The organism is Streptomonospora nanhaiensis (assembly GCF_026642255.1).
Classification (GTDB): domain Bacteria; phylum Actinomycetota; class Actinomycetes; order Streptosporangiales; family Streptosporangiaceae; genus Nocardiopsis; species Nocardiopsis tropica.
In genome coordinates this window covers 2,890,759-2,915,178 of sequence record NZ_CP113264.1, presented here as the reverse complement: position 1 = coordinate 2,915,178, position 24,420 = coordinate 2,890,759, and the positions used below count along the sequence as shown (strand labels likewise).

22 protein-coding genes and 1 pseudogene are annotated in these 24,420 nt (G+C 74.1%); 4 read left to right on the top strand and 19 right to left on the bottom strand.

Going from position 1 to position 24,420, the window contains the following annotated elements; genetic code table 11:
- Window positions 1–81: 81 nt before the first annotated feature.
- From OUQ99_RS12520 to OUQ99_RS12505, 4 genes are read right to left on the bottom strand one after another with little or no spacing between them, the layout of a single operon-like run.
- Window positions 82–909, bottom strand: a complete 828-nt coding sequence (locus tag OUQ99_RS12520) for an ABC transporter ATP-binding protein (protein WP_267949613.1) — start codon at window positions 907–909, stop codon at window positions 82–84.
- Window positions 906–1,958 carry a FecCD family ABC transporter permease gene (locus tag OUQ99_RS12515; protein ID WP_267949612.1) on the bottom strand — a complete coding sequence of 351 codons (1,053 nt, stop codon included), beginning with the start codon at window positions 1,956–1,958 and terminating at the stop codon, window positions 906–908. The genes OUQ99_RS12520 and OUQ99_RS12515 overlap by 4 nt, the downstream gene beginning before the upstream one ends.
- The gene (locus OUQ99_RS12510; RefSeq protein ID WP_267949611.1) at window positions 1,955–2,992 is read right to left on the bottom strand and encodes a FecCD family ABC transporter permease; all 1,038 of its coding nucleotides are present in this window, start codon (window positions 2,990–2,992) and stop codon (window positions 1,955–1,957) included. Before OUQ99_RS12510 ends, OUQ99_RS12515 begins: the two co-directional genes overlap by 4 nt.
- Window positions 2,993–2,994: 2 nt before the next feature.
- A complete protein-coding gene (locus OUQ99_RS12505) occupies window positions 2,995–4,029 on the bottom strand; it encodes an iron-siderophore ABC transporter substrate-binding protein (RefSeq protein ID WP_267949610.1) in 1,035 nt (344 codons plus the stop codon).
- Window positions 4,030–4,385: 356 nt separating this feature from the next.
- Here OUQ99_RS12505 and OUQ99_RS12500 point away from each other — a divergent pair, with 356 nt between their 5' ends.
- The gene (locus OUQ99_RS12500) at window positions 4,386–4,814 is read left to right on the top strand and encodes a fluoride efflux transporter FluC (protein WP_267949609.1); all 429 of its coding nucleotides are present in this window, start codon (window positions 4,386–4,388) and stop codon (window positions 4,812–4,814) included.
- Window positions 4,811–5,179 (top strand): fluoride efflux transporter FluC, encoded by a 369-nt coding sequence (locus OUQ99_RS12495; protein WP_267949608.1) that lies wholly within the window; start codon window positions 4,811–4,813, stop codon window positions 5,177–5,179. The genes OUQ99_RS12500 and OUQ99_RS12495 overlap by 4 nt, the downstream gene beginning before the upstream one ends.
- An 84-nt stretch (window positions 5,180–5,263) precedes the next feature.
- Here OUQ99_RS12495 and OUQ99_RS12490 read toward each other — a convergent pair whose 3' ends face one another.
- From OUQ99_RS12490 to OUQ99_RS12480, 3 genes are all read right to left on the bottom strand, one after another.
- The gene (locus OUQ99_RS12490) at window positions 5,264–6,949 is read right to left on the bottom strand and encodes an ATP-binding cassette domain-containing protein (protein ID WP_267949607.1); all 1,686 of its coding nucleotides are present in this window, start codon (window positions 6,947–6,949) and stop codon (window positions 5,264–5,266) included.
- A 437-nt stretch (window positions 6,950–7,386) separates the two neighbouring features.
- The gene (locus OUQ99_RS12485) at window positions 7,387–8,118 is read right to left on the bottom strand and encodes a cation diffusion facilitator family transporter (protein WP_267949606.1); all 732 of its coding nucleotides are present in this window, start codon (window positions 8,116–8,118) and stop codon (window positions 7,387–7,389) included.
- The gene (locus tag OUQ99_RS12480) at window positions 8,118–8,453 is read right to left on the bottom strand and encodes an ArsR/SmtB family transcription factor (protein WP_267949605.1); all 336 of its coding nucleotides are present in this window, start codon (window positions 8,451–8,453) and stop codon (window positions 8,118–8,120) included. Before OUQ99_RS12480 ends, OUQ99_RS12485 begins: the two co-directional genes overlap by 1 nt.
- A gap of 821 nt (window positions 8,454–9,274) precedes the next feature.
- On the opposite strand from OUQ99_RS12480, the gene OUQ99_RS12475 reads away from it, so the two are divergent.
- A complete protein-coding gene (locus OUQ99_RS12475) occupies window positions 9,275–10,831 on the top strand; it encodes a BCCT family transporter (protein WP_267949604.1) in 1,557 nt (518 codons plus the stop codon).
- 149 nt (window positions 10,832–10,980) lie between these two features.
- Here the strand turns inward: OUQ99_RS12475 and OUQ99_RS12470 are convergent, their stop codons facing one another.
- The 9 genes from OUQ99_RS12470 to OUQ99_RS12430 form a co-directional block, all read right to left on the bottom strand.
- Window positions 10,981–12,297, bottom strand: coding sequence for an MFS transporter (locus OUQ99_RS12470; protein ID WP_267949603.1), 1,317 nt, complete (start codon window positions 12,295–12,297; stop codon window positions 10,981–10,983).
- A complete protein-coding gene (locus OUQ99_RS12465) occupies window positions 12,294–13,118 on the bottom strand; it encodes an ATP-binding cassette domain-containing protein (RefSeq protein WP_267949602.1) in 825 nt (274 codons plus the stop codon). The genes OUQ99_RS12470 and OUQ99_RS12465 overlap by 4 nt, the downstream gene beginning before the upstream one ends.
- 50 nt (window positions 13,119–13,168) lie before the next feature.
- Entirely contained in the window at window positions 13,169–14,350 is a 1,182-nt protein-coding gene (locus OUQ99_RS12460; RefSeq protein WP_267949601.1) for an ABC transporter ATP-binding protein, read from the bottom strand.
- Window positions 14,347–16,194, bottom strand: a complete 1,848-nt coding sequence (locus OUQ99_RS12455) for an ABC transporter permease subunit (RefSeq protein WP_267949600.1) — start codon at window positions 16,192–16,194, stop codon at window positions 14,347–14,349. Before OUQ99_RS12455 ends, OUQ99_RS12460 begins: the two co-directional genes overlap by 4 nt.
- The gene (locus tag OUQ99_RS12450) at window positions 16,194–17,678 is read right to left on the bottom strand and encodes an ABC transporter substrate-binding protein (protein WP_267949599.1); all 1,485 of its coding nucleotides are present in this window, start codon (window positions 17,676–17,678) and stop codon (window positions 16,194–16,196) included. The genes OUQ99_RS12455 and OUQ99_RS12450 overlap by 1 nt, the downstream gene beginning before the upstream one ends.
- Window positions 17,679–17,891: 213 nt before the next feature.
- The gene (locus tag OUQ99_RS12445; protein ID WP_267949598.1) at window positions 17,892–19,214 is read right to left on the bottom strand and encodes an ABC transporter substrate-binding protein; all 1,323 of its coding nucleotides are present in this window, start codon (window positions 19,212–19,214) and stop codon (window positions 17,892–17,894) included.
- 846 nt (window positions 19,215–20,060) lie between these two features.
- Entirely contained in the window at window positions 20,061–20,324 is a 264-nt protein-coding gene (locus OUQ99_RS12440; protein ID WP_431061525.1) for a tyrosine-type recombinase/integrase, read from the bottom strand.
- A 195-nt stretch (window positions 20,325–20,519) separates the two neighbouring features.
- Window positions 20,520–21,317, bottom strand: a complete 798-nt coding sequence (locus OUQ99_RS12435; protein WP_267949597.1) for an SDR family oxidoreductase — start codon at window positions 21,315–21,317, stop codon at window positions 20,520–20,522.
- Between the two features lie 41 nt (window positions 21,318–21,358).
- Complete coding sequence (locus tag OUQ99_RS12430) at window positions 21,359–22,150, bottom strand: SDR family NAD(P)-dependent oxidoreductase (RefSeq protein ID WP_267949596.1); 792 nt, start codon at window positions 22,148–22,150, stop codon at window positions 21,359–21,361.
- On the opposite strand from OUQ99_RS12430, the gene OUQ99_RS12425 reads away from it, so the two are divergent.
- A complete protein-coding gene (locus OUQ99_RS12425; protein ID WP_267949595.1) occupies window positions 22,149–22,616 on the top strand; it encodes a MerR family transcriptional regulator in 468 nt (155 codons plus the stop codon). The genes OUQ99_RS12430 and OUQ99_RS12425 overlap by 2 nt on opposite strands.
- Before the next feature lie 243 nt (window positions 22,617–22,859).
- On the opposite strand, the gene OUQ99_RS12420 is transcribed toward OUQ99_RS12425, so the two are convergent.
- The 3 genes and pseudogenes from OUQ99_RS12420 to OUQ99_RS12415 all read right to left on the bottom strand — a co-directional run bounded on the left by OUQ99_RS12420 (window position 22,860) and on the right by OUQ99_RS12415 (window position 24,374).
- Window positions 22,860–23,147: a hypothetical protein gene (locus tag OUQ99_RS12420; RefSeq protein ID WP_267949594.1), complete on the bottom strand. Its 288-nt coding sequence runs from the start codon at window positions 23,145–23,147 to the stop codon at window positions 22,860–22,862.
- A pseudogene (locus tag OUQ99_RS31675) lies at window positions 23,126–23,350 on the bottom strand (hypothetical protein); the annotation flags it as partial. The pseudogene OUQ99_RS31675 and the gene OUQ99_RS12420, both read right to left, overlap by 22 nt.
- A 178-nt stretch (window positions 23,351–23,528) precedes the next feature.
- Complete coding sequence (locus tag OUQ99_RS12415; protein WP_267949593.1) at window positions 23,529–24,374, bottom strand: SDR family NAD(P)-dependent oxidoreductase; 846 nt, start codon at window positions 24,372–24,374, stop codon at window positions 23,529–23,531.
- Window positions 24,375–24,420 lie beyond the last annotated feature (46 nt).

The window sequence follows — 24,420 nt, the reverse complement described above, 5'->3', positions numbered from 1 at the left end:
GCGGGGAGCCGGTCCGGCATCGCGCGGGGTCCCCGGGCCGGAATGTCCGGCGGGGCGGGACGTCCCGCCCCGCCGGTCCCGTCAGTTCTCCGCGGCCAGGCCCGAGGGCTCCAGCACGTGGTGGCGTCCGAGGGGGAGCATGAGGGGCCTGCCGGTGGTCGGGTCGGGGATGACCCGGCTCTCCAGGCCGAACACCGCGCGCACGCTGTCCTCGGTGAGCACCTGTGCGGGCTCGCCCATGGCGTGCAGCCGCCCGTCCGCGAGCGCGATCAGCTGGTCGGCGTAGCGGGCGGCGAGGTTGAGGTCGTGCAGGACCATGACGATGGTCGTGCCGCGTTCCCGGTTGAGGTCGGTGAGCAGGTCGAGCACCTCGACCTGGTGGCTCACGTCGAGGAACGTCGTGGGTTCGTCCAGCAGCAGCAGGTCGGTCTGCTGGGCGAGGGCCATGGCGATCCACACCCGCTGGCGCTGGCCTCCGGAGAGCTCGTCGACCGACCTCTCGGCCAGGTCGGAGGTGTGCGTCGCCTCCAGTGCCGCCGCCACCGCGGCGTCGTCCTCCCGGCTCCAGCGGGTGAACATCCCCTGGTGGGGGTGGCGTCCTCGGCCCACGAGGTCCGCGACGGTGATCCCCTCGGGGGCGATCGGCGACTGGGGCAGCAGGCCCATGGTGCGCGCCAGCTCCTTGGCGGGCGTGCGGTGCACCTCCTTGCCGTCGAGGACCACCCGCCCCTTCCTGGGGGCGAGGAGGCGAGACATCGACCGCAGGAGCGTGGACTTCCCGCAGGCGTTCGCCCCGACGATCACCGTGATGCCGCCCGGCCGCACGGCGAGGTCGAGGGATTCGATGACCACCCGGTCTCCGTAGCCGAGCGCGAGGTCCTGGACCTCCAGGGAGTGGTTCGCGGTCACAGGGAGCCTCCGGCGCGGTTGGTGCGGACGATCAGGTAGACGAGGTAGGGCGCGCCGAGCACGCCGGTGACGACGCCGACCGGGAAGCGCGTCCCGAAGGCGTACTGGCCGGCGAGGTCCGCGACCAGGACCAGGAGCGCGCCCACGAGGGCCGACGGCACCAGGAGCGAGCCGCCGGGCCCCACGATGCGGGCGGCGATGGGCCCGGACAGGAACGCGACGAACGCGATCGGCCCGGCCGCGGCGGTCGCGAAGGCGATGAGGCCGACGGCGGCGACGATGACGATCACCCGGGTGCGTTCGACACGCACCCCGAGCGCGGAGGCGGTGTCGTCCCCCAGCTGCATCGCCGAGAGGTTGCGGGCCTGGCTCAGCAGGAGGGGCGCCAGGACCGCCAGGGCCAGCAGGACCGGCACCGTCTCGGTCCAGGTGGAGCCGTTGAGGCTGCCGGTCAGCCAGCGCATGGCCTCCTGGAGGTCCCATTCGGCCGCCTGGGAGAGGACGTAGCTGGTGAGGCTGTCGAGCATCGCGGCGATGCCGATGCCGATGAGGATCAGGCGGGTCCCGGCGACCCCGCCGCGGAACGCGAGGGCGTAGATGAGCAGGGCGACGGCGAGTCCGGCGGTGATCGCGACGGCGGACACCCCGGTCCGGCCCAGGGAGAGCACCACGATGGCGAAGGCCGCCGCCGCACTCGCCCCGGAGCTGATCCCGATGATGTCGGGGCTGGCCAGGGGGTTGCGCAGCATCGTCTGGAAGGTGACGCCGCCGATGCCGAAGCAGAGCCCGGCCGCGACCGCCAGCACTGCCCGGGGCAGGCGCAGCGTGCCGACGGTGAAGGAGGCCCCGGGCACCTGCTCGCCCAGGATCACGGCGACGACGTCGGCGGGCGGGTAGAACGTCCGGCCCACCATGAGGCTGGTGGCGAACACGGCGGCGATGAGGACCGCGAGCACCGCGACGACGGCGCCCCGCCTGGCGGTGCGCCGGATCCGGCCGCGGGTGACGGCCTCGACGCCGAGGGGTCGGATGGCGGTTTCCGCGCTCACAGGGCACGCACTTTCTGGCGACGGACGATGTAGATGAAGACCGGTGCGCCGATCAGCGCCGTCACGATGCCCACCTCGACCTCGGCCGGACGGGCCACGACGCGGCCGACGACGTCGGCGACGGTGAGCAGCGCCGCGCCGAGCAGTGCGGAGAACGGCAGCAGCCACCGGTGGTCCACGCCGATCAGCAGACGGCACATGTGCGGCACGACGAGGCCGACGAACATGATGGGGCCGGCGGCCGCGGTGGCCGCACCGCACAGCAGCACGGCGCCGAGCCCGGCGGTCGCGCGCACGAGGGCGACGCGCTCGCCGAGCCCGGCCGCCAGGTCGTCGCCCAGGGCGAGGGAGTTCAGGGCCCGCGCCGACATCAGGCTGAGGACGAGCCCCACGGCGAGGAAGGGCAGGACGCGGACGACGCCGTCGAAGGACGCGCCGCCGACACCGCCGATCTGCCACATCCGGAAGCTCCCGGCCACGTCGTTGCGCGGCATCACCACGGCGGTCACGAGCGAGGAGAACGCCGCCGAGGTGGCGGCGCCCGCGAGCGCGAGCTTCAGGGGCGTGGCCCCGCCCCGGCCGAGCGAGCCCACGGTGTACACGAAGACGGCCGCGGCGGCGGCCCCGCCGATCGCCACCCAGATGTAGCCGCTCGGGGACGTGAGTCCGAAGAAGACCATGCCGCAGACCACGGCGAGGGAGGCGCCCATGTTCACGCCCAGGATGCCCGGGTCGGCGAGGGGGTTGCGGGTCACGCCCTGCATGACCGCCCCGGACAGGCCGAGGGCGGCGCCGACGAGCACCGCGAGGAGGGTGCGCGGCACCCGCTTGGTGACGGCGGCCTGCTCGATCGTCTCGTCCGCGCCGCCCAGGGCGGCGGCGACGTCGGCGAGGCCGACGATGCGGGAGCCCCAGGCGACGGAGGCCAGCATGGCCGCCGCGAGCACCGCGAGGGCGAGGAGCAGCCAGAGCGAACGCGCCCGCACCGGGCGCCGCGCGGCGCCGGCGTCCGGTGCGGGACGGGTGACGGCCATCGTCACTGGACCTTGTCGGCGGCCTCGGCGAGCGCGGCGACGTAGTCTTCGAGCACCCACGAGATCGACAGCGGGGTCGGGTTCGCGGCGGTGGCCAGGGGGGAGCTGCCGGGCAGGAGGTAGACCGAGTCGCGCTCCACGGCGGGCATCTTGGAGAGCAGCGGGTCGCTCTGGAGGAGCTCCAGCAGCTCGCCGGTGTCGTCGCCGTAGCCGGTGATGATGTCGACGTCGTCGAAGGCGTCGATCTGCTCGGTGCTCTGGGAGAGGGAGAACTGGTCGGTGCCTGCGGAGAGTTCCGCGATGCTCCCGGGGGTCTCCAGGCCCAGGTCCTCGAAGAAGAGGGTCCGGGTGTCGTGGGTGGTGTAGAAGCCGATCTGGCTGACGTCCGTCGGGTCGACGTGGGTCATGAACATGGCCGACTTGCCCTCGAGCTGCGGGTACTCGGCGACGACGTCGGCGATCTCCTGCTCCAGGTCGGCGATGAGCTGGTCGCCCTCCTCGGCCAGGCCGATGGCCTGGCTGTTGAGCCGGATGATGTCGCGCCACGACGTGGCCCAGGGGCCCTCGGGATAGGCGACGACGGGGGCGATGTCGCTCAGCGTGTCGTAGTCCTCCTGGGTGAGACCGGAGTAGGAGGCGAGGATGACGTCGGGCTGGGTGTCGGCGACGGCCTCGAAGTCGATGCCGTCGTTCTCGTCGAAGAGCACCGGCGTCTCGGCGCCGAGCTCGTCGAGCTTCTCGTCGACCCAGGGGAGGACGCCGTCGTCGTCATCGTCGCCGAAGTTGGCCTCGGCCATGCCGACGGGGACGACGCCGAGCGCCAGCGGGACCTCGTGGTTGGCCCAGTTCACGGAGGCGACCCGCTCGGGCTGCTCCTCGATGGTGGTGGTGCCCAGGGCGTGCTCGATGACGATCGGGTACTCGCCGGACCCGCCTTCGGCGGCGGCCTCCTCTTCTTCCGGCTGGGCGCCGCATGCGGCGAGGGTGAGGACGGTGACTGCGGCAGCGGTCAGTGCCGTGAACCGGTGGGAGCGCATCAGGGAACATCCACTCTTGGAGGAATGAGGGTAGGCTCGCCTAAATTAGCAGAACCTCAATCCTCCCAAAACGGAGGTAGGCGGATAAACCTCCTGCCCACGGGACGCGGGCCCCGGGATCCCGCCCCCGGTGGCGGATCGGGGCCGCCCGCTCCGGGCGCGGGGGCGCGGGGGCGCGGGTAAGGTCTCGGTCAGGTCCCCGAGCACCGTGTTCCCTCCGGTCCGCAGAAGCATGTCCCAAGGCCGGGAGCTCCCGGACGACCGCCGGCGCACCGGTTCCCGGACCGACCCGCGGGGGACGGCGTCCGGGACGGGTGCTGCGGCGGTCCCGGGCACGGTCCGCAGGAAGGGGTTCGATGGGTCACCGGTATGCGCTGCCCCTGGTCTTCTCCGGGGGCGTGATCGGCACGGGACTGCGCCACCTGGCGGGGGTCGCCGGAGAGGCGTTCGACGCGGGGGTCCTGGCCACACTGGCGGTCAACGTCGCCGGGGCCTTCCTGCTCGGCCTGCTGCTCCAGACCCTGTCCTCGCGCGGGCCGGAGACGCCGGCCGTCGCACGGGTGCGGCTGTTCCTCGGCACCGGCGTGCTCGGATCGTTCACCACCTACAGCGCCCTGGCCGTCGAGACCGTCTCCCTCTCGGCGCAGCCGGGACCGGCCGCCGCCGCGGCGTACACGGCGGCGAGCATCGCCTTGGGGCTGCTCGCCGCGCTGGCCGGGATCCTGGCGGCCGGCGGCGGCCGGTCCCCCGCGATGTGCTCCCGCCCCGACGGGGAGCCGCGGTGACGGGGGTCCTGATCGCCCTGTGCGGGGGGCTGGGCGCGGCGGTCCGCTTCCTGGTGGACGGCGCCGTCCGCGACCGGTGGACCACGACACTGCCCTGGGCCACCCTGGTCGTCAACACCAGCGGCTCTCTCCTCCTGGGGGCCCTCACCGGGGCGGTGGTGTTCCACGGGGTCGCGCCCGCGTGGACGGGCCCGGCCGGGGTGGGCTTCTGCGGCGGCTACACCACCTTCAGCACCGCCATGGTGGAGACGGTCCACCTGGCACAGCACCGGGGCCGGCCGCACGCGCTCGCCAACATCGCCCTGACGGCCGTCGTGCCCGTACTCGCGGCGGCGGCCGGGTTCGGGGCCGCCGCGCTGGTGTGAGGACCTGCCCGCGCCACCGCCCGGCCGCGCCCGTGCGTCCGGGGCCGCGGCGGCACGACCGCCGCGGCCCCGTAGCCGGTCACCTCACGCGCCCCCGGCGGCCGACCGCTCCACGATCCGGGCCGCGGAGGTCCCGGGCCGCAGGTCCAGCTGTTCCCAGGGGGCCGTGTCCCGCCGGAGCCGCCGGTCGTGGGTGGCGATCACCACGGCCGCCCCGGTGGAGCCGAGCCCCTCGGTGAGCTCCTCGACGAGGGCGATCGAGAGGTGGTTCGTCGGCTCGTCCAGCAGCAGCGCGTCGGGGCGCGACGCCAGCGCCATCGCCAGGTCGAACCGCCGCTGCTGGCCCATGGACAGCTCGCGCAGCGGCCGTGCGGCGTCCCGGGCCGGGAGCAGGCCGAGGGCGGAGAGGGGGACCGCCTCCCCCTCGGCCAGGGTGCCCGAGCCGACGAGCCGCGCCACGTGGGCGGAGTACACCTCGTGGGCACGGCGCGCGCCCGCGCGCGGCGACTCCTGCGCCAGCAGGCGCACCCGGGCCGTGCGCGCGGTCCGCACACCGCCCCCGGTCGGCTCGACGAGCCCCGCCAGCACCGACAGGAGCGTCGACTTTCCCGCCCCGTTGGCCCCGGTGACCACGACCCGGTCGCCGGAACGGAGCGTGAGCGAGACCGGCCGGTCCAGGCGCCCCGCCACGGTGACCCCCTCGGCCGCGACCAGGTCCGTCCCGGGCCGCGCCCGCAGCTCCGGCATGCGGAACCGCAGCGGGGGCGGGGGCACGGTGAGCGCGTGCTCCTCCAGGTCCTCGCGCCGCCGGTGGACGGCGCGCACCAGGGCGGGCGCCCGGGTGGCCCGCTGGTGCTTGCCGGTCCCCTTCTCCGGGCGCCACCCGCTGACGAGCCGGTTCTGCGCCGCCGACAGGTCCTGGGTCAGGCGGGCGTGCTCGACCTGCTGCTGCTCGTACTCGGCCGCCCAGCGCTCCCGCTCCGCACGCCGGCCCTCCTGGTACCCGGCGAAGCCCCCGCCGTAGACGCGGGGTTCGCCGTCGCGGCTCGGGTCGAGGTCGAGCATCGTCGTGGCCACGTCCGAGAGCAGGGCGCGGTCGTGGCTGACGAGTGCCACCCCGTTGTGGTGGCCGCGCAGCCGCTCGGTCAGGAAGTCCAGGCCGGCGGCGTCGAGGTGGTTCGTGGGCTCGTCGAGCAGCAGGAAGTCGTGCGAGGCACCCAGCAGGCACGCCAGCCGCACGCGGTAGCGCTGTCCGACCGACAATCGCTCCAGGGGGCGCGACCGGTCGGTGACGGCCCCCAGGTTCTCCAGGGCCAGGTCGACGCGCCGGTCGGCGTCCCAGGCGTCCAGCGCCTCCGCGGCGTCCAGGGCCGCCGCGTACTCCTCGGCGGCGCAGGGGAGCCCGTCGGCCAGCGCCGCGGCGCTCGCGTCGAGCGCGGCCAGGGCGGTCCGCGCGGCGGCGAGTTCGACGTCGACCAGGTCGCCGACGGTCCGGCCGCCGTCCGCCTCCATCTCCTGTTCGGCGACGCCGACCGTGCCCACGCGCCGGACGGTTCCGGCGTCGGGCGCGAGCGTCCCGGCGAGGACGTGCAGCAGCGTGGACTTGCCGCGTCCGTTCTCGCCGACGATCCCCCACCGCGATCGCGGGGTGAGGGCCATGTCGACGCCGGACAGGACCGTGCGCCCGCCGCGGTCGACGCGTACTCCGGACAGGGTGATCTGCGCCCGCTCTCCTGCGGGCAGGCCGGACACGGGGTTGACGGTGGTCATTCTCTCCTCCGAACAGAGCTCCGCCCCGGCGGTGGACGCGAGGGGTGCGGGAGCTCTCCGAGCTGACGGGACGACCCCTTCGGGGGTCATGGCAGACATCGCGGGCCCGCGGCCACAGCGGCTGTGGGGCGGGCGCTCGGAATGCGCTCAGAGGTAGAGAGGTAGATGCACGTTGCCCATGGTAGTCACCGTGCGAATCTGTGGCCAGGGGTTTTCCGGCGGTCCCGGCCGGTCGGCCGTTCGCTCCGCCGGGCGGGGGACGCCTCCGGGGTCGCACGGCGCCGCCGCGGAGGCGCCGTCCCCCGTGGACCGCTCTCGGCGGCGGGGCATCTCCTTCGCCCCGTGGGCCCGTCCGGGGCGAAGGCGGCCGTGCGCGTCCCCCCGTCAGGCAGGGGCGCGGCCCCGGCCGGGGGCCGGGGCCGCGGGAGGGGGCGGTGTCAGGGGCAGCAGGAGCAGCCGGGGGCGCATCCGCACCCGTCGGCCCCCTCGGTCCCGGCGTCGGCTGCGGCGGGCGCGGTGAGGGCGATCCCGGCCGGGGCGCAGCAGGCGTCCCCGCGCCAGGCCTCCCGCCCCTCCTTGACCGCCAGCACGGCGATGAGCAGCGCCACCACCGGGTCGGCCCAGGCCCACCCGAACAGGGCGTTGACGCCCAGTCCGACCAGGAGGGCGGCCGACAGGTAGGTGCACAGCAGCGTCTGCTTGGAGTCGGCCACCGCCGTGGCCGAGCCCAGCTCCCGGCCCGCGCGGCGCTGGGCCAGGGACAGGAACGGCATGATCGCCACCGACAGGGCGGCCAGCACGATCCCCACGGTGGAGGGGGCCGCCTCGGTCCCGCCGAGCAGGGAGCGCAGGGCCTCGACGGTGACGTAGGCGGCCAGGGCGAAGAAGGCCACCGCGATGACGCGCAGCGCCCGCTTCTCCCGCGCCTGGCGCACGCCGGGGTCGCGGGCGGAGAACTGCCAGGCGACCGCCAGTGCGGAGGAGACCTCGATGAGCGAGTCCAGGCCGAAGCCGATCAGGGCGGCGGAGGAGGCGAGGTTGCCCGCGGTGATGGCCACGACGGCCTCGACGAGGTTGTAGGCGATGGTCACGGCGACCAGCAGGCGCACCCGCCGGGTCAGGACGGCGCGGCGGTCCTCGCCCGGAGGCGCGGTGAGGGGGTGCACCATCAGCAGCAGCCCTTCTCGTCGGCGTCCACGCAGGCGGGGTCGGTCTGCACGGCCAGCACGGCCTGGCGCAGGTCGTCCAGGGCGTGTCCGAGGCGGGCGTCGGCCAGTTCGTAGCGCACCCGCCGCCCCACGGGCACGGCCACGACCAGGCCGCAGTCGCGCAGGCAGGCCAGGTGGTTGGACAGGCGGGTGCGGCTGATGCCGAGGGTCTCGGCCAGGTCGGCGGGGTGGGCTGGGCTCTCGCGCAGGGCCAGCAGGACCCGGCAGCGGAGGGGGTCGGCCAGGGCCCGGCCGAACCGGGCCAGGGCGTCGATGTCGGTGGCGAGGGAGATCATGCCCTGACGATACACAAAATCCTGGATTCAGGAAACCATGAATGCTGGCTTGTGCGCACACGCCGCCCTCCGGCCGGGACGGCCGCCCGCCCGCCCCGGCCGGAGGGCGGCGTGCCCGAGGGCCGCCGGATGCCGACAACGGCTGGGGCACAGGGGATCCGGGCCCCCACCCCGGTCGCGGCCGCGCTCCTCCGCGCTCCGGCCCCGGCGGGACGGCCGGGGGCCCGTGGCCCCCGGGGCCGGAGCGGTCCGCGGCGTAACAGGAGGTCGAGCCGGGCGAGCGCGCCCCCGCGTGCGAGTAACCTCGCTCCGGGACTCTCCGGCATCGCCTTGATCTGGAACGACTCGACCGCCCAGCGCCGCAGGAACCGTGCGCGAGGGCGCCGACGCCGGACCGGATCTCGACCGGCCCTTCGGCCCGGACCCGTCGGAGAGCCCCACGGACCGGTGTGCGGCCTGAGCCGCAGACCTCGGCGTGCGCCGCCTCCCACAGGGACTCCCCTGCTGGTGAACGCCGCCGGTGATCGCGTTGCGGATTCTTCCGCGAAGCGGATCCGGATGGCACGGGTGCGGGGGCACACCCCCGCGCCGACACCTCGTCCTCGCATCCTCCCGCACGGCCCTGAAGCGATCCAGCGGCCGTGCACGTGTCAGGAGACTCCGGCAGTCCTTGCCGCTCCCACCCACCGACAGGAAGTTCACCGCTGTGAAACCCGCTCTTGGCACCAGAACAGACGAGGACCGCGGTCCGCTGCGGCACAGGGCCCTGTGCTCTGCGGCACCACCGCGCGTGGTGGCCGTCTCCAGAGAGGAGTCCACCCATGAATGACTCCACCACCGTCCGCGGCACCGTCGGAACGGTCTTCTGGGCCTCCCTCGCCCTCTCCTCGCTGTTCGTGGTCTGGGGCGTGGCCGCCCCTGACCACCAGATGGCCGTGATGAACTCCGCCCTGAACCGGATCACCTCCGGGTTCGGATGGGCCTACCTCCTGCTCCCCCTGCTGCTGCTGGCGCTCCTGGTCGGACTGGCCTTCAGCCGCTACGGACGCATCCGGCTGGGCGACGACGGGGACCGGCCCGAGTTCGCCACCCACACCTGGATCGCCATGATCCTGTGCGCGGTGATGGGCATCGGCCTGGTGTCCTACGGCATCGCCGAGCCGATCTCGCACTTCGCCGTCCCTCCCCACGACCTCGCCGAGCCCGGGACCCCCCAGGCGGCGGTCCTCGCGCTCCAGTACTCCTTCTACGACTGGGGACTGCACGCCTGGGCGATCTTCGCGGTCTTCGGACTGGCCCTGGGCTACTCGATGTACCGCAAGAAGCGCCCCGGGCTGGTCAGCGCCCTCTTCCGGCCGCTGCTGGGACGCCACGCCGACGGCCCCGCGGGCAAGGCCATCGACGTCTTCACGGTCTTCGCCACCCTGTTCGGGACCACGACCTCGCTCGGCCTGGGGGCCCTGCAGATCGACAACGGCCTGAACCGGCTCCTGGGAACGCCCACCGGCACCACCACCCAGGTGGTGATCGTGGTCGTCGTGACGGTCCTCTTCAGCCTCTCGGCCGCCTCCGGGGTCCAGCGCGGCATCCGCTACATCAGCGAGGTCAACCTGTCGGTCGCCGCGCTGCTGTTCGTGTTCGTGCTGTTCCTCGGCCCGACGGCGTTCCTGGTCTCCCTCTTCCTGGAGTCCCTCGGCCAGTACGGCGACGAGTTCCTCCTGATGAGCCTGCGGGGACCGGCGTTCGGCGACACCGCGTGGATGCAGGGCTGGACGTACTTCATGATGGCCTGGTGGGTGTCCTGGGGCGCCTTCGTCGGGGTGTTCCTGGCGCGCATCTCGCGCGGGCGCACCATCCGCCAGTTCGTCCTGGTCGTCCTCGGCATGCCCAGCCTGGCCTTCTTCGCCTGGTTCTCCGTCTTCGGCGGCTCGGCCATCGACCTGGACCTGAACCACGGGACCGACATCGCGGGCTCCACCGCGGCCGACCTCAACAGCGCCTTCTTCACCACGCTGGCCGAGTTCCCGCTGCCCGCCGTCACGGCGGCGATGGTGGTGGTCCTGGCGGTGCTCTTCTTCGTCTCGGGCGCCGACGCCAACACCTACGTGCTGGGCATGCTCACCACCCGCGGCTCCCTGCGCCCACCCGTGCCGATCCTGCTGCTGTGGGGCGCGATGACCGGGGCCCTGGCGATCATCCTCCTGTTCTCGGGAGGTCTCGCCGCGCTGCAGCAGACCGTCATCGTGGCGTCGGCCCCCTTCCTCGTCGTCATCGTGGGCGTGGTCGTGTGCTTCTGGCGCGACCTGCGGTCGGAGGACACGGGGGCGGCCGGCACGCCGCGGCAGCCGGCGCGCTCCGCCCCGGAGGAAACCGTGTGACCCTGCCGGAAGGCGCCCCCGCCACCGCGGCGTCCGCCCGGACCTGCACGGCCACGGGAAGGCGGTGGGAGCGGAGTCCCTGAGGACGGTCCCTCCCCTCCCACCCGCCGACCGGTCCGGGCGGCCCCGTTCGGGGCCGCCCGGACCGTTCAGGAGCGGGGACCGCGCGGGACCAGGGCCGCGCCGGCGAGCGGCACGGCGGCGAGCGCGAGCCAGGGGACCGGGCCGCCCATGTCCAGGAGCGCCCCGGCGGGCACGCTGCCCAGGAGCACCACCAGCCCGGACAGCGAGGACAGCGCGCCCGTGAACAGGCCCAGGCGGGCGTCGTCCACGAGGTCGGGCAGCCAGGCCCGGACCGTCGGCACGATCAGGACCTGGCCCAGGGTCAGCGCGGTGACGAACGCGACGGAGGGCAGCAGCCCGCCCAGGGCCCCGACCGGTGTCAGCGCCGCGGCGGAGGCGAAGCCCAGCGAGACCAGCAGCAGCCCCCAGACCAGGGTCGCGCGCCGGGACAGCCGGGCCGCGGCCCAGGACAGCACCGGGAACTGCGCGGCGATGTAGAGCACCGAGGACCACGCGAGCAGCCAGCCCAGCGCGCCCTGGGAACCGGTCGCCCGCTCCACCTCCCCCGGCAGCGCCAGGTAGAGCTGGTTGTAGGCCAGCAGGTAGCCGCTGTAGGCCAGGCACAGCCCCAGGAAGCGTCGGTCGCCCAGCAGGAGCCGCACCCCCTCGCGCAGGCGGGGCCGCCCCTCCCCGGCCCGCGGGCCGGAGTCGCCGCGCGACTCCGGCCCGGGCATGAGCCTCAGGTGCCCTGCGAGCACGAGCGCGAAGACCGCCGCCCCGACCAGGCACGCGGCCCGGAACCCGCCGAGCAGGAGCAGGGAGCCCAGCAGCGGGCCGACGAGCGTCCCCGCCTGCCCGGAGACGGAGAACAGCGCGAGAACGCGCGTGCGGGGCGTGCCCGAGGCCCGCTCGTGCCGCACCGCCTGGCGCACGATCTCCGTCTCGACCGCCGGGGAGAACAGCGCGGCGGCGAACCCGATGAGCAGCACCGACGCGATCACCGACGCCGTGCCCTCCGCGAAGCCGAGCCAGCAGAAACCGGCGATCCGCAGCACGCAGCCCGCCAGGACCACCGGCCGCGCGCCGAACCGGTCGGTGAGCGTGCCGCCCACGACGAACAGGCCCTGCTGGCTGAAGGTGCGCAGGCCCAGCACGAGGCCGACCAGCCACCCGGCCAGGCCCAGCCCGCCGCCGAGGTGGTCGGCGAGGTAGGGCAGGACCGCGAAGAAGCCGACGTTGAACGCGAACTGGGAGCCGACCAGCAGCAGCGCCAGCGGGGGCAGAGCGCGCGCGTCGCGCAGCACCGCGGCCGCCCGCCCCGTCCCCGGGCGTCCCCCGCCCCGGGGCCCGGCGGCGCCCTCCGCCTGTTCCGCCCTCCCCCGGGCGTCACCGGCGGGGCTCACGACGCGGTCGGGATCGTGCGGGCGCGGTGCTCCCCGACGGCCGCCGGGGAGGCCTCCACCAGCTCGCGCGTGTACGGGTCGGAGGGCTGGGAGAGCACCCGGCGGGCGGGCCCGGTCTCCACGACGCGCCCCTCCCTCATGACGGCGACGCGGTGGGCGACGTGTCCGACGAGCGCGAGGTCGTGGCAGATGAACAGGTAGCCCAGGCCCAGGGTGTCCTGGAGGCCGGTGAGCAGGTTGAGCACCCCGGCGCGCACCGAGGGGTCCAGGGCCGACACCGGTTCGTCCAGGACCAGCAGCCGCGGCTCGCAGGCCAGCGCGCGGGCGATCCCGACGCGCTGGCACTGCCCCCCGGACAGCTCGTGCGGCAGCCGGTCGCCGTGGGAGGCGTCCAGGCCGACCGTGTCCAGCAGGGCGGCCACGCGGTCCGGGCCGGTCCCCCGATCCCAGCGCCCGTGGATGCGCAGGGGTTCGGCGACGGCGTCGCGCACGCGCAGGCGGGGACTGAGCGACCCGTACGGGTCCTGGAAGACCGGTTGGAGCGCGGGGCGCAGGGCGCGCAGGCGCGCCGGGTCCATCGTGGTCAGCTCGCTGCCCTCGAAGCGCACCGACCCGGAGTCGGGCCGGCGCAGGCCGACCACGGCGGAGGCCGTGCTGGTCTTCCCGCACCCCGACTCCCCGACCAGGGCGAGCGTCTCCCCCGCGCGGACGTCGAAGGACACCCCGTCGACGGCCGTCACGGGCGCGGAACGCCGCGCGCGCCCCGGGTAGCGCACCACCAGGTCGCGGACCGCCAGCAGCGGCGGGGCGGAGTGGGTCATGTCGTCCTTCCTCGTGGGGTGTGCGGGGTGCGGGCGCCGCCGCGCCGCGGTCACGGCACGTCCGCGAACAGGGAGCGCGCCGGGTCGGGGAGGTCCTGCCAGCGGTGGCACGAGACCAGTCTCCCCGGCTCGCCCGCGACGACCGGGGAGGGCTCGTGGGCGCGGCAGCGTGTCGCGGCGAGGGGGCACCTCGGCGCGAACGCGCAGCCCTGCGGCAGGGACGTCGGCGAGGGGGGCGATCCCGCGATGGCGGGGAGCCTGCGGTCCCGCGCCTCCCGGGGCGGGAGCGCGGCGAGCAGTCCGGCGGTGTAGGGGGCCCGCGGGTCGGTGAGGACCCGGTCCACCGGGCCCGACTCGACGTGCCGCCCCGCGTAGACGACCACCACCCGGTCCGCGTGGCCGCCGACGACCCCGAGGTCGTGGGTGACCAGGACGACCGAGGTCCCGGTCTGCCCGCTCAGCCCGCACAGGAGTTCCAGGACCCTCGCCTGCATGACGGGGTCCAGCGCGGTGGTGGGCTCGTCGGCGAAGACGACGTCGGGCCGGTTGACCGTGGCCATCGCAATGACGGCGCGCTGGCGCATGCCGCCGGAGAACTCGTGCGGGTAGGCGTGCGCGCGCCGGGCGGCGTCGGGGATGCCTACCCGGTCCAGGGCGGCCACGGCCTCCTCCCACGCCCGGGCCCGGCCGGTCCCGCGCACCGAGCGCACGGCCCGGACGAGCTGGGCGCCCACGGTGTGGACGGGGCTGAGCACGGTGAGGGCGTCCTGCGGGACCAGCGACATCCGCCGCCCCCGCACCGAGCGCAGGACGGACGGGCGCGCGCCGACCAGCTCCTGTCCGTCCAGCAGGACGCTCCCGGCGACCTGTGCGCCGTGGGGCGCCAGGCCCAGGACGGCGCGGGCGGTCAGGGACTTCCCGGCGCCCGACTCCCCCACGAGGGCGACCACCTCGCCGGGGTGCACGTCGAAGGACAGGCCGCGCACGGCCGGGACGGCGGTACCGCCGCGTTCGCGCAGGGTGACCCGCAGGTCGCGGACGCTCAGCAGGGGCGTGCGGCCGGGGGCGGCGTCGCGCGGCGGACCGCCGGGCGCGGCCCCGTCCTCCGGTGCGGCGCCGCCGGGGGCCGCGCCGCTGGGAACCGTGCCGCTGCCGCCGCTGTGGGAGCGGGGGCCCCCGCCGCCGGGAGCTGTGCGGTGGGGAACGCCGTCGTGGGGAACGCCGTGGTTCATCGTCCGGCTCCTTCCGGGATTCCGGCCCCGGCGGCGGCCGGGACCCGGCGCCGCCGGGCGGTGCGCCCGCCCGGGGGCAGGGTGGACAGGGAGACCGCGAACGCGGCGAGCAGCATGAGCATGGCGCCCGGGGCGAGCGCGGCCAGGGGCGCGCGCTCCACGTAGGGCAGGGACTCCGACAGGCTCAGCCCCCATTCCGCGGAGGGCGGCTGGGCCCCGAGGCCGAGGAACCCCAGCGAGGCCAGGGCCAGGGCGATGCCGGGGAGCCTGAGCACCGCGTTGCGGCCCACCGGACCCAGGACCGCGGGCAGGACGTGCCGCACCAGGATCCACCGGGAGTCGGCCCCCAGGGCCCTCTGGGCGTCGAGGTAGGCGGCGGCGCGCGTCTCCTGGACCAGCGAGGCCGCGTGCGCGGCGAGCGGCGGCCAGGACACCAGGGCGACGGCCACCGAGGCTCCGAGGGGGCCGGGGCCCATGACGGCGGCCACGAGGATCCCGGCGATGACCGGCGGCAGGGCGTTGGCCATGTCGGCGGCGCCCGCCGCCAGCGCGGGCCGGAACCCGACCACCAGCGCGACCGCGAGGCTCACCAGGCACACCAGCGCCGCGGTGCCCACGGTGGCGACGGCCCCGTGGCCGAGACGGGCGAGCACGTCGCGGCCCACGGCGTCGGTGCCCAGCGGGTGCGCCCACGAGGGCCCGGCGAGGCGCTCGGCCACGCTCACGGTCATCGCGTCCCGGGTCAGTCCCCACACGCACACGGTGAGGAGCAGCGCCGCGCACACCGCGGGCACCGACCGGCGCAGCGCTCCGGCCGGGGCCGTGGGCGGCGGCGACAGGGTCAGGGCCGCGTCGCGCAGGCCGGGCCCCAGCATCCACCGGCGCGCCGCCTGGGCGAGCAGGCCCGCCGCGGTTCCGAGGAGCACCAGGCCGAGGACCGCGCCCTGGAGCATGGGCAGGTCCTGGGACTGGGCGGCGCCCAGGGCGGTGCGGCCGATCCCGGGGACGGCGAAGACCGTCTCCACGGCGACCGCTCCCCCGGTCAGGCCGATCGCGACCATGCCGAACTGCGGGATGAGGGCCGGGGTCGCCCGGCGCAGCGCGGCCGCGCCGATGACGGCCGGGGAGCACCCCGAGGCGGCCCACAGGCCGACCCAGCGCTCGGCGAACACCGAGGGCAGGGCGTCGTCGACCAGCCGGCCCAGCAGCCCTCCGGCCGGGATTCCCAGCGCCAGGGCCGGCAGGACCAGGTTGACCGGCCCCTGCCAGCCGTAGGGCGGCAGCCAGCCCAGCCACACCGACAGGGAGACCATGAGCAGGACGGCGACCAGGAACTCGGGCAGGGCCGTGCACATGGCGGCGACCGCGCCGCTGCCCGACCCGCCCGGGCGCAGCGTGCCGCGCGCCCCGCGCACCAGGGCGGGCGCGCACAGCAGGGCCGCCAGCAGCAGGGCCACGCCGAGCGCGCACGCCATGACCAGGAGGGACACCCCCGTGGCCGAGACGACCGCGGGCAGGACGGGGGCGTCGGAGACCCAGGAGGAGCCCAGGTCGCCGCGGAGCGCCCCGCCGAACCAGCGGCCGAGCATCACCATCGGTCCGTCGGAGAGCCCCAGCTCCGCGCGGATCGCGTTGAGGGCCTCCTCGGTCGGCTCCTGCTCGGCCGAGCGGGCCCGCAGCACGGACAGCGCGGGGTCGCGGCCGGACAGCCACGGGAGCAGGCCGACCACGACGGTGATGACGGCCAGTGCCGCCACGCGGGAGAGCAGGGGGCCGAGGAGCCCGGAGCGGCGGGCCGGGCGGGGGCGCCGGGGCGCGGCCCGGCCCGGGTGCGCGGCGCCCATCAGTCCAGCCGGGTGCGCGAGGTGACGAGCAGGCGCTCGCGCGGGTCCTTGGCCGAGTCCACGACGCCGGCCGCGTCGCCCTGGATGACGCGCTCGTGCAGCATGGGGATGGCGGCGTCGGTGGCGAGGACGGCGGCCTCGGCCTCCAGGATCGCGGCGCGCCGCTCCTCGCCCGTCGGCGCCAGCTCGGCCGCCTCCAGTGCGGCGTCCACCCCCTCGTCGCACAGCTGGGCGATGTTGAAGGAGCCGTCGCAGGAGAAGTCGCTGGTCATGTACGCGGCGGGGTCCCCGGAGTCCAGGACGGTCGCGCGGGAGAGGATGAACGCGTCGAACTCGCCGCTGAGGGCGTCCTCCTCGATGTTGGCGTACTCGCGCACGACCTGCTCCACCTCGAACCCGGCGTCCTCCAGCTGCTGTTCGAGGACGGTCGCGACCTCGGGCAGCTCGGCGCGGTCGGTGAAGGTCGCCAGGGTGACGGACGCGCCGTCCGGGTCCTGCGCCTCCGTGGCGCCGGTGCGCGCGGGGCGCTCGGCGGCCCAGGGCAGCGCGGGGCCCAGAAGGCCCTCGGCCACGTCGGCGCGGCCCTCGTAGACGCCCTCGACCAGGGACTCGCGGTCGATCGCCTCACGCGCGGCGGCCCTCAGGCCGGGGTCCGTGAAGGGCCCCTCCTCGGTGTTGAGGTAGAGGGTGTTGGTGCGCGGCATCGGCACCTCGGTGAGGGTGTCCTCCTCCAGGAGCGCGGCCTGGGAGGTGGGCACGGACTCGACGATGTCGGCCTCGCCGGTGCGCAGGGCGGCGGCGCGTGCGGTCCCGTCGGGCACGAAGGCCACGTCGATGCCGGGGGCCAGGGCGGGTTCGCCCCAGTAGCCGTCGAAGCGGTCCAGGCGCGCGGCGGTGGTCCCGGTGACCTCGACCAGCTCGAAGGGGCCGGTCCCGGTGCCGACGGGGCTCACCGCGCCGCCCTCGTAGGCGCTCTGGGCGAGGATCGACAGCTGCGGCGAGGACAGCCGCTGCGGGACGAGCGGGTCCTCCTCGGCGGTGGTGACGGTCACGGTGTCGCCCCGCGCCTCCACCGCGATCTCCACGCCGTCGAGGATGCGCGGCTTGGGCGAGGCCTGCGCCGCGTACTCCAGCGCGTGGGCGGCGACGTCGGCGGTCAGCTCCGTGCCGTCGTGGAAGTCCACCCCCTCGCGGATGGTGAAGGTCCAGGTGGTGGGGTCGGTGCGGGCCCACTCGGTGGCCAGGCCGGGCTGCGGGTCGCCGACCTCGTCCAGGGTGACGAGGGTCTCGGCGGTGCTCCACCGGGAGAGCTTGAAGGCGTCGTCGGTGAGGGGCGACAGGGCCGAGCGCGGCGGCTGCATCATGGCCACCGAGATCCGTCCGTCGTCGGCGGCGGTGTCGTCTCCGGCGGGGAAGCAGCCGGTGGCCGCGAGGGCGGCGGCCACGGCCAGGCAGGCGCCGGGCGGGGTCTTGTGGAGGTGCACGGGGGTTCTTCCAGGGGTCGGGTGTGGACGGGGCCGCCGCGCGACGGTGTCGCGACCGGCCAAAACAGCATATGACAACCGTTTTCATTATTGTCCACCTGTCATCCCGGAACGTGACACCCCCACCCGCGTCCGCCCGGAGGGTCGGAAACGACACGGGCCCGGGGCCCGGAGGGAGAACCCCCCGCGCCCCGGGCCCGTGCCCGGCCGGTGTCAGGCGCCGCCGGTGGCCGCCTCGACCTCGGCCATGAACTGCTCGGCCGCCTCGGCCGGGGTGATGTCGCCGAAGGCGAGGCTGTCGGTGACCCGCCCGGTGATCTCCACGACCTGGCCCGCGCCGATCGGCGGCGGCGGGTTGCCGTCCACGATCGTGTCCTCGATGCCGCTCATGAACTCGGCCATCTGCGCGTCGGCGCCGGGCAGGTCGTCGACGATCGCCTCACGCACCTCCACGTTGGCCGGGAGCCCCAGGTCGGCGAGGGTCAGCTCGGCCACCGCCGGGTCGTTGAGCATGTAGTCGACGAAGAGCGCCGCCTCCTCGGGGTGCTCGGACCCCGCGGAGACGGTGTAGAACATGGCCGGCTTGAAGAACCCGCCGGTCCGCTCGAACTCGGTCTCCCCCGGGTAGCGGAGCAGCTGGATGTCGCGGCCGGAGGACTCGGCCACCCCGCCGAGCTGGTTGCTCCAGAAGTGCGCCATCGCGCCCTGGTTGGTGGACACGACCGACTGGTCGACCCCGCCGCCCTGGATCTCCACGCCCTCGGCGGCGCTCGGCTGGCCGCCGTTGTCCTGGAGCTCCTGGGTGATCTCGAACCACGCCGTCAGGGTCTCCTGGGAGAATCCCAGCGAGCCGTCCTCGGCGTAGAGGTTCTCGCCGTGCTGGCGCGCGAAGACCTGGAACCCGGTCTCGTTGTAGCTCATGCTCTGGGTGCCGACGTACTCGCCGTCGCTGCCCTCGGTGATCTGCGCGGAGATCTCGACGTAGTCGTCCCACGTCCAGGTCTCGTCGTCGGGCATCTCCACGCCCGCGGCCTCGAAGGCCTCGGGGTCGGCGTGGATGGCGTAGGCGTTGACGCCGGTGGCCGCGCCGAAGGTCTGGCCGTCCAGGTCGCCGCTCTCGGCGATGAGCGGGTCCAGGCCGGACAGGTCCAGGCCGGCGGCCTCGTCGAGGTTCATGAGCGCGCCGCGGTCGGCGTACTCGCGCAGGTAGCGCTCCTCCTGCATGGCGATGTCGGGGGCGTCGTTGGCGGCGGTGTTGGTGGCCAGCCGGTCCCAGTAGGAGCTCCAGTCGGTGCTCTCCCCCGCGATGCGGATGCCGGGGTTCTCGGCCTCGAAGTTCTCGATGACCTGGAGCATGGTGGCCTGGCGCTCGTCGGAGCCCCACCAGGAGAAGCGGAGCTCGACGGTGTCGCCGTCGCCTCCGGAGCCTCCGCACGCGGAGGCGGCCATGACGATCGCGGCCGCGGCGGCGGTGGCGGTGAGGGCGGTGCCGCGGCGGCCCGCGCGGGACCGTCCTCGGCCGGGGGGTACGCGCATGGTGGTGTTTCCCTTCGGCTGCTGCGTTCCGGGGGCTGCTGCGTCCCGGGAGGGGGTACTGCTGTCCGGTCGGGAGGGTGGTGTCGGGCCGGCGGACCGGTCGGGGCTCCGGCCGGTGTCGCACCTGGCGGGGGCGCCGGGCCGGGGCGTCACGAACGGAGCGGGATCGCCGCAACCGTGCTGGTAAGCGCTATCCATGTTCTCAAGTGTTCATTTTTTAGCACCGCGTCACGTGGGGTGTCAACGCTCCCTTTCCGAACACGACACCCGCGCACCACACCCCGAATCCCCACCGATCCCGCCACCACCAGCAGAACCACGGGAAACAGCCGCCCCGGGAGGACGGAGGGCGAGAACCGAGCCCCGCACACCGCGGCATGTCGGATCGGACCCCTCGCGGCATCCTTTCCCCACCTCTTGCCCTCAGGATCGGAAAGCGTTTACCATGCCAAACGCGCACGCCACCGGCCGCACCGGGCCTCACCCCGGCCCGCCCGAGGACCCGGGAGTGCGGTCCGACCGGTCGCCGGACCCACGGCGCACCGCGAGCGCTCCATCCACCGGGGCGGGCGCGCGTGCCCGTTCCGGCGGATGGAGCGCCGATCGGACCACCGACCGCCCCGCCGTCGCGGACGCGCCCGTGGCCCGGGGCATCAGGACGGGAGGCGAACCAAGTAAGCCCGAAAGGGGCAATGGCCTGGTCAGCGGGCAGGTGGGGATCATGGGTAAGAACACGGAGACGGACAAGGACGCGGCCGCGCGGATCCAGTCCGCCGCGGCTCGTGACCCGGAGTCCGACACCGCGCAAAGCGGTTTCGACTGATCCCGCCGGTGCGTGGCCGCCGTTCAGTAGTCGACGGTGGCGGCGTCCGCCGCGGCCTGGGCGCCGTCCTCGGTGGGCAGGGTGCAGACCCGCACGGTCTCCACCCGGGAGTGGCCGAGCAGCTCGGCGACGACCACCAGGTCGTGTCCACCGCGGACGAGGTCGGTGGCGAAGGTGTGGCGCAGGGTGTGCGGAGAGATCTCCGGCCCCGCCCGGCGTCCGGTGGTGCGGATGACGTGGTCGATGGTCCGCGCCGAGATCCGCCGACCGCCCCGGGCCGGGAACAGCGCCGGCGCGGCCTCGGATCGGATAAGACAGGTAGCTCCGCGATGCGGCCGCAGCCACGCCTGGTTGAGTAGTCGCCGATGGCCGCCCCTGACGCGAGCGGAGGCTCCCGTTGGCTGCTCAGGTGTTCTCCGAGGCCGAACTCGCCGGACTGCGGTTCCTCGTGGTGTATTCCAGGTCAGCGTTCGACGCGCCGGTCACACGGCTTGGAATGAGCCGCCGTCGATACGGAAGTCCGAGCCGGTGATCCAGGCGGCCTGGTCGGAAACCAGGAAAGTGACCAGGTCGGCGACCTCGGCGGGTTGCCCGGGACGTCCCAGGGGAATGCCGCCGACCCATTTTTCGAGCATCTGCGCAGTGGGGTCGTCGGGGGCGCCGTGGGCGGATTGTGCGAGCATCGCGGAAATTGCGTCATTGGCGATCAGGCCGGGGGAAATCCTGTTGACCCGGACACCGCGCCCGGCGAATTCGTTGGCCAGTGCTTTGCTGTAGGTCGACAGCGCCGCCTTCGCTGCCTGGTAGGGGGCGTCGGGGCCGATCGGGAGGTGGGCGCCCACCGAGGTGACGTGGATGATCACGCCGCTGCCTCCTGCGATCATGTCGGGGAGCACCGCGCGGTCCAGGCGGACCGAAGGCAGCAGGTTCAGCTGGAGTGTCCGTTCCCAGATGTCGTCCGATGCCGATAGCAGTCCGTCGGGTGGTGGGGTACCGGCACCGACGTTGTTGATCAGTACGTCGATATCGCCGAGCAGGTCGGTCGCGGCGGTGACCAGCTCGGCGCAGCCGTCTGCTGTGCTGAGGTCGGCTGAGATGAAATGCACTGCGGTCGGCAGGTTCCCGGGATCTTTTCTGGCCGTCGCGACGACCGTCGCGCCGGCGGCTGCGAGCCGGGAGGCGACGGCGCGCCCGATTCCTTTGCTGCCACCGGTGACAAGAACGCGGCGCCCGCGCAGGCCGCCCGACTCGTGGGCTGTCGTCATGATCGGTTCGGGCATGCTGTTCCTCTTTCACGAAGGAGGTGGGTAGTGGTCACGGGTCAGCGATGGAGAATCGTGGATTCGATGATTCGCTTCCCGATACGGGCGGCGATTCCGGCCGGTAACAGCCTGCTGGAGATGAAGGTCTGCAGAGCGTTTCCACCGCCGTCCACAATGGCGGGCCGCCGCCGGCTCAGTGCGGCCAGAGCGGTGCGGGCCACGTCTGCGGGCTGACGTTTGCGCAGTGGCGACGCCGCTGCGTTCATCGGAGTGTCGGTGGGTCCGGGGGCGACGGCCACAACCCGCACGCCAGTGCCGGCGACCTCGGCCCATAGGGCCTGGGTGAATGAGAGCACGAAGGACTTGGACGCGGAGTAGGCGGCCATGTACGGCGTCGGCTGGTAGGCGCCCGTGCTGGAGATGTTGAGCACCGACCCGCGGCCGCGTCGCACCATGCCGGGGAGCAGCCGGGCGGTCAGTTCCGCCAGTGTCCCGACGTTGAGTTCCAGCATCGCGCGCAACCGCATCGGGTCGGTGTCGGCAAGGGCACCCAGTTGGCTGGCGGCGGCGTTGTTGACCAGCATCTCCACCTCGATCCCTGCCTCAGCGAGCTGGTGCGCGAGCAGCCGGGGTGATTCGCGGTCGGCGAGGTCGAGGGGCGCGGTGAGGACATCGACGCCGTACTGAACGCGTAGGCGGGTCGCCGTCGTCTCCAGGAGTTCGGCGGAGCGGGCCACCAGGACGAGATGGGCGCCGTGTCCGGCCAACTGGTCGGCGATCTCGGCTCCGATACCGGACGTGGCGCCGGTCACGACTGCGGTTCGGCCTTTCATCTGCGGTGCGGTGGTCATGCCCGGAACGGTAAACTATGACATCAGTGTCAAGGTCAACATCGGAGATGTTCGGAGAAGCGCGGTGCGAATCGGAGAACTCAGCGCGGCCACGGGCGCGAGCAGTCGCTCCCTGCGCTACTACGAGCAACAGGGCCTGCTGCGAAGCCGCCGTACAGCCAACGGCTACCGGGAGTACGAGCCGGACGCGGTGGAGCGAGTCGCCTTCATCCAGGACCTGTTCAGCGCGGGCCTGTCCTCGCAGGTCATCCGCGACAGCCTTCCGCTTGCCGGACACACGCGCACGGAAGCGGACTGCTCAGCACTTCTCACTCGTGTCCGCGAGGTTCGTGACGAACTCGCCCGGCAGGAGCTGCGCCTGGCACAACGCCGGAAGACCCTCGACAGTTATCTCGCCGGTGAAGCGACACCCCGCGGCCTGCTGGCCGCGTCTCCCCGGCAAGCCGCGGACAGCATGGCGGACTGACAGGCCATTCGTTCGCTGCTCCTGTGGTGGCGCTGTCGCCGCGAGCGCCCCCAAGCCCGGGGGGCGCATTCTCGCGCCGAGGCCGTGTACTTGACGTCGTCGCGCTCCTGCCGGGCGCGAGGCGTCTTCGATGGCGATGCACCCGGCCGGGCAGCGGCGCACACCGGTTCGGGCGTCCTGGGCGACGACCTGGGCGGGGTGGTCCTCGGCGCCGGGTGCGGGCGGAGTACCCCCAGGTGCGGGTCACTGGTCGAAGTCCTCCCACTTTGCGATGCGGCGCTCCAACGGCGGCACCGGACCCCTGCCCGGGAGCCCGCCCGGGTGTCCGCACGCCCGCCGGGCGCACTCGCCCCGGCGGGCGGCGAGCTGGCCACCGTTGCGGCCGATCACCACCTGCTCCTGGGGGTCGGTGGTGCGCAGGTCCGCCTCGCAGCTCACGCACTCCGAAGTGAAGAGCATCTCGTCACTGAAGCGCCGGCGCTTGGCCGGTCTGCCCGAGCTGAGCGCCTCGTCGGTGGAGTACTGGGACATCGTCGGGTTCCTTTCCGTGTACGGGCCCGGCCCAGTCCCAGGCGGCCAGGTCCGTGCTCCAGGGCGACCAGCACCGAGTCGTCGGACGAGGTCGCCTTCAGCTCCAGCTTGGCGGCCAGGTCGAACATCACCGCCCGGTCCTTCTTGAAGAACCGGTGCACCAACGCCTCGTGGTTGTCGCCGTGAAAGGCCGACACCTCTTCTTGAACTGCGGGGAGGCCGTGCGCTCGATCGAGGCCACCGACGGCCCCCTCCAGAACGGGGGCAGGGGGTCGCGGACACGGTAGCCAGGGGCCGGTCAGGAGAGTGGGGCTTTCACCCGACCACAACCCAACACGGGCCTGCATCACGGGGTGGTGGGGGCCGTTGCCCCTTTCCGGCTTACTTGGTTCGCCCCCGGGACCGCTGGGCAGGGGTGGCGCGGCTCTTGCGCATCAGCTGCGCCGAGCGGGCCGCGCGGGCCGTGACCAGGACGGCGGACCGGCGGCCGAAGAACCGTGCCAGGGACGTGGCGAGCACGTTGCCGGCGCGCGAGAGCGCGCTCGGGACCGACCTGCGGCGGTCGAGCGCCCGGAGCAGCGCCAGGGCGACCTCGTCGGGGGTCTGGAAACCGCCCGGGTACCCCTCGGCGCCGATCGCGTCGAAGAACTCCGTACGGGTCAGCCCCGGCGAGAACGCCATGGTGCGCAGCCCGCTGTCCCGGGTCTCCCACCACAGCGCCTCGGTGAAGGACAGCACGAACGACTTGGTCGCCGCATAGGCGGCCATCCCCGGGATCGGCTGGTAGGCGGCCATGCTGGCGACGTTGACCAGGTAGCCGTCGCCCCTCTCCGCCAGCCGGCCCACGAAGGCCCGGCTGAGGTCGACGACGGCGCCCACGTTGAGGGCGACCATCGCGCCGAGCTCGTCGGGGTCCTGCTCCCGGAACGCACCGTCCATGCCGACCCCGGCGTTGTTGACGAGGCTGGTCACCTCCAGGCCGCGGCGGTCGATCTCGGCGGCCAGGTCCCTTCCCGCCCCGGGACGGCCGAGGTCGGCGGAGACGGTCTCCACCCCGACGCCGTGGGCGTCGCGGAGTTCGGCCGCCAGCGCCTCCAGCCTCTCGGCGCGCCGGGCGACGAGGACCAGGCCCGTCCCGCGTTCGGCGAGCCTGCGGGCCAGGGCGGCGCCGATGCCGGAACTGGCCCCGGTGATGAGTGTGGTCTGCGAAGCGTGGTCGATGCTCATGCCGACACCTTACGACAGTTGTGACACCAAGTGTCAACTTTGTCGC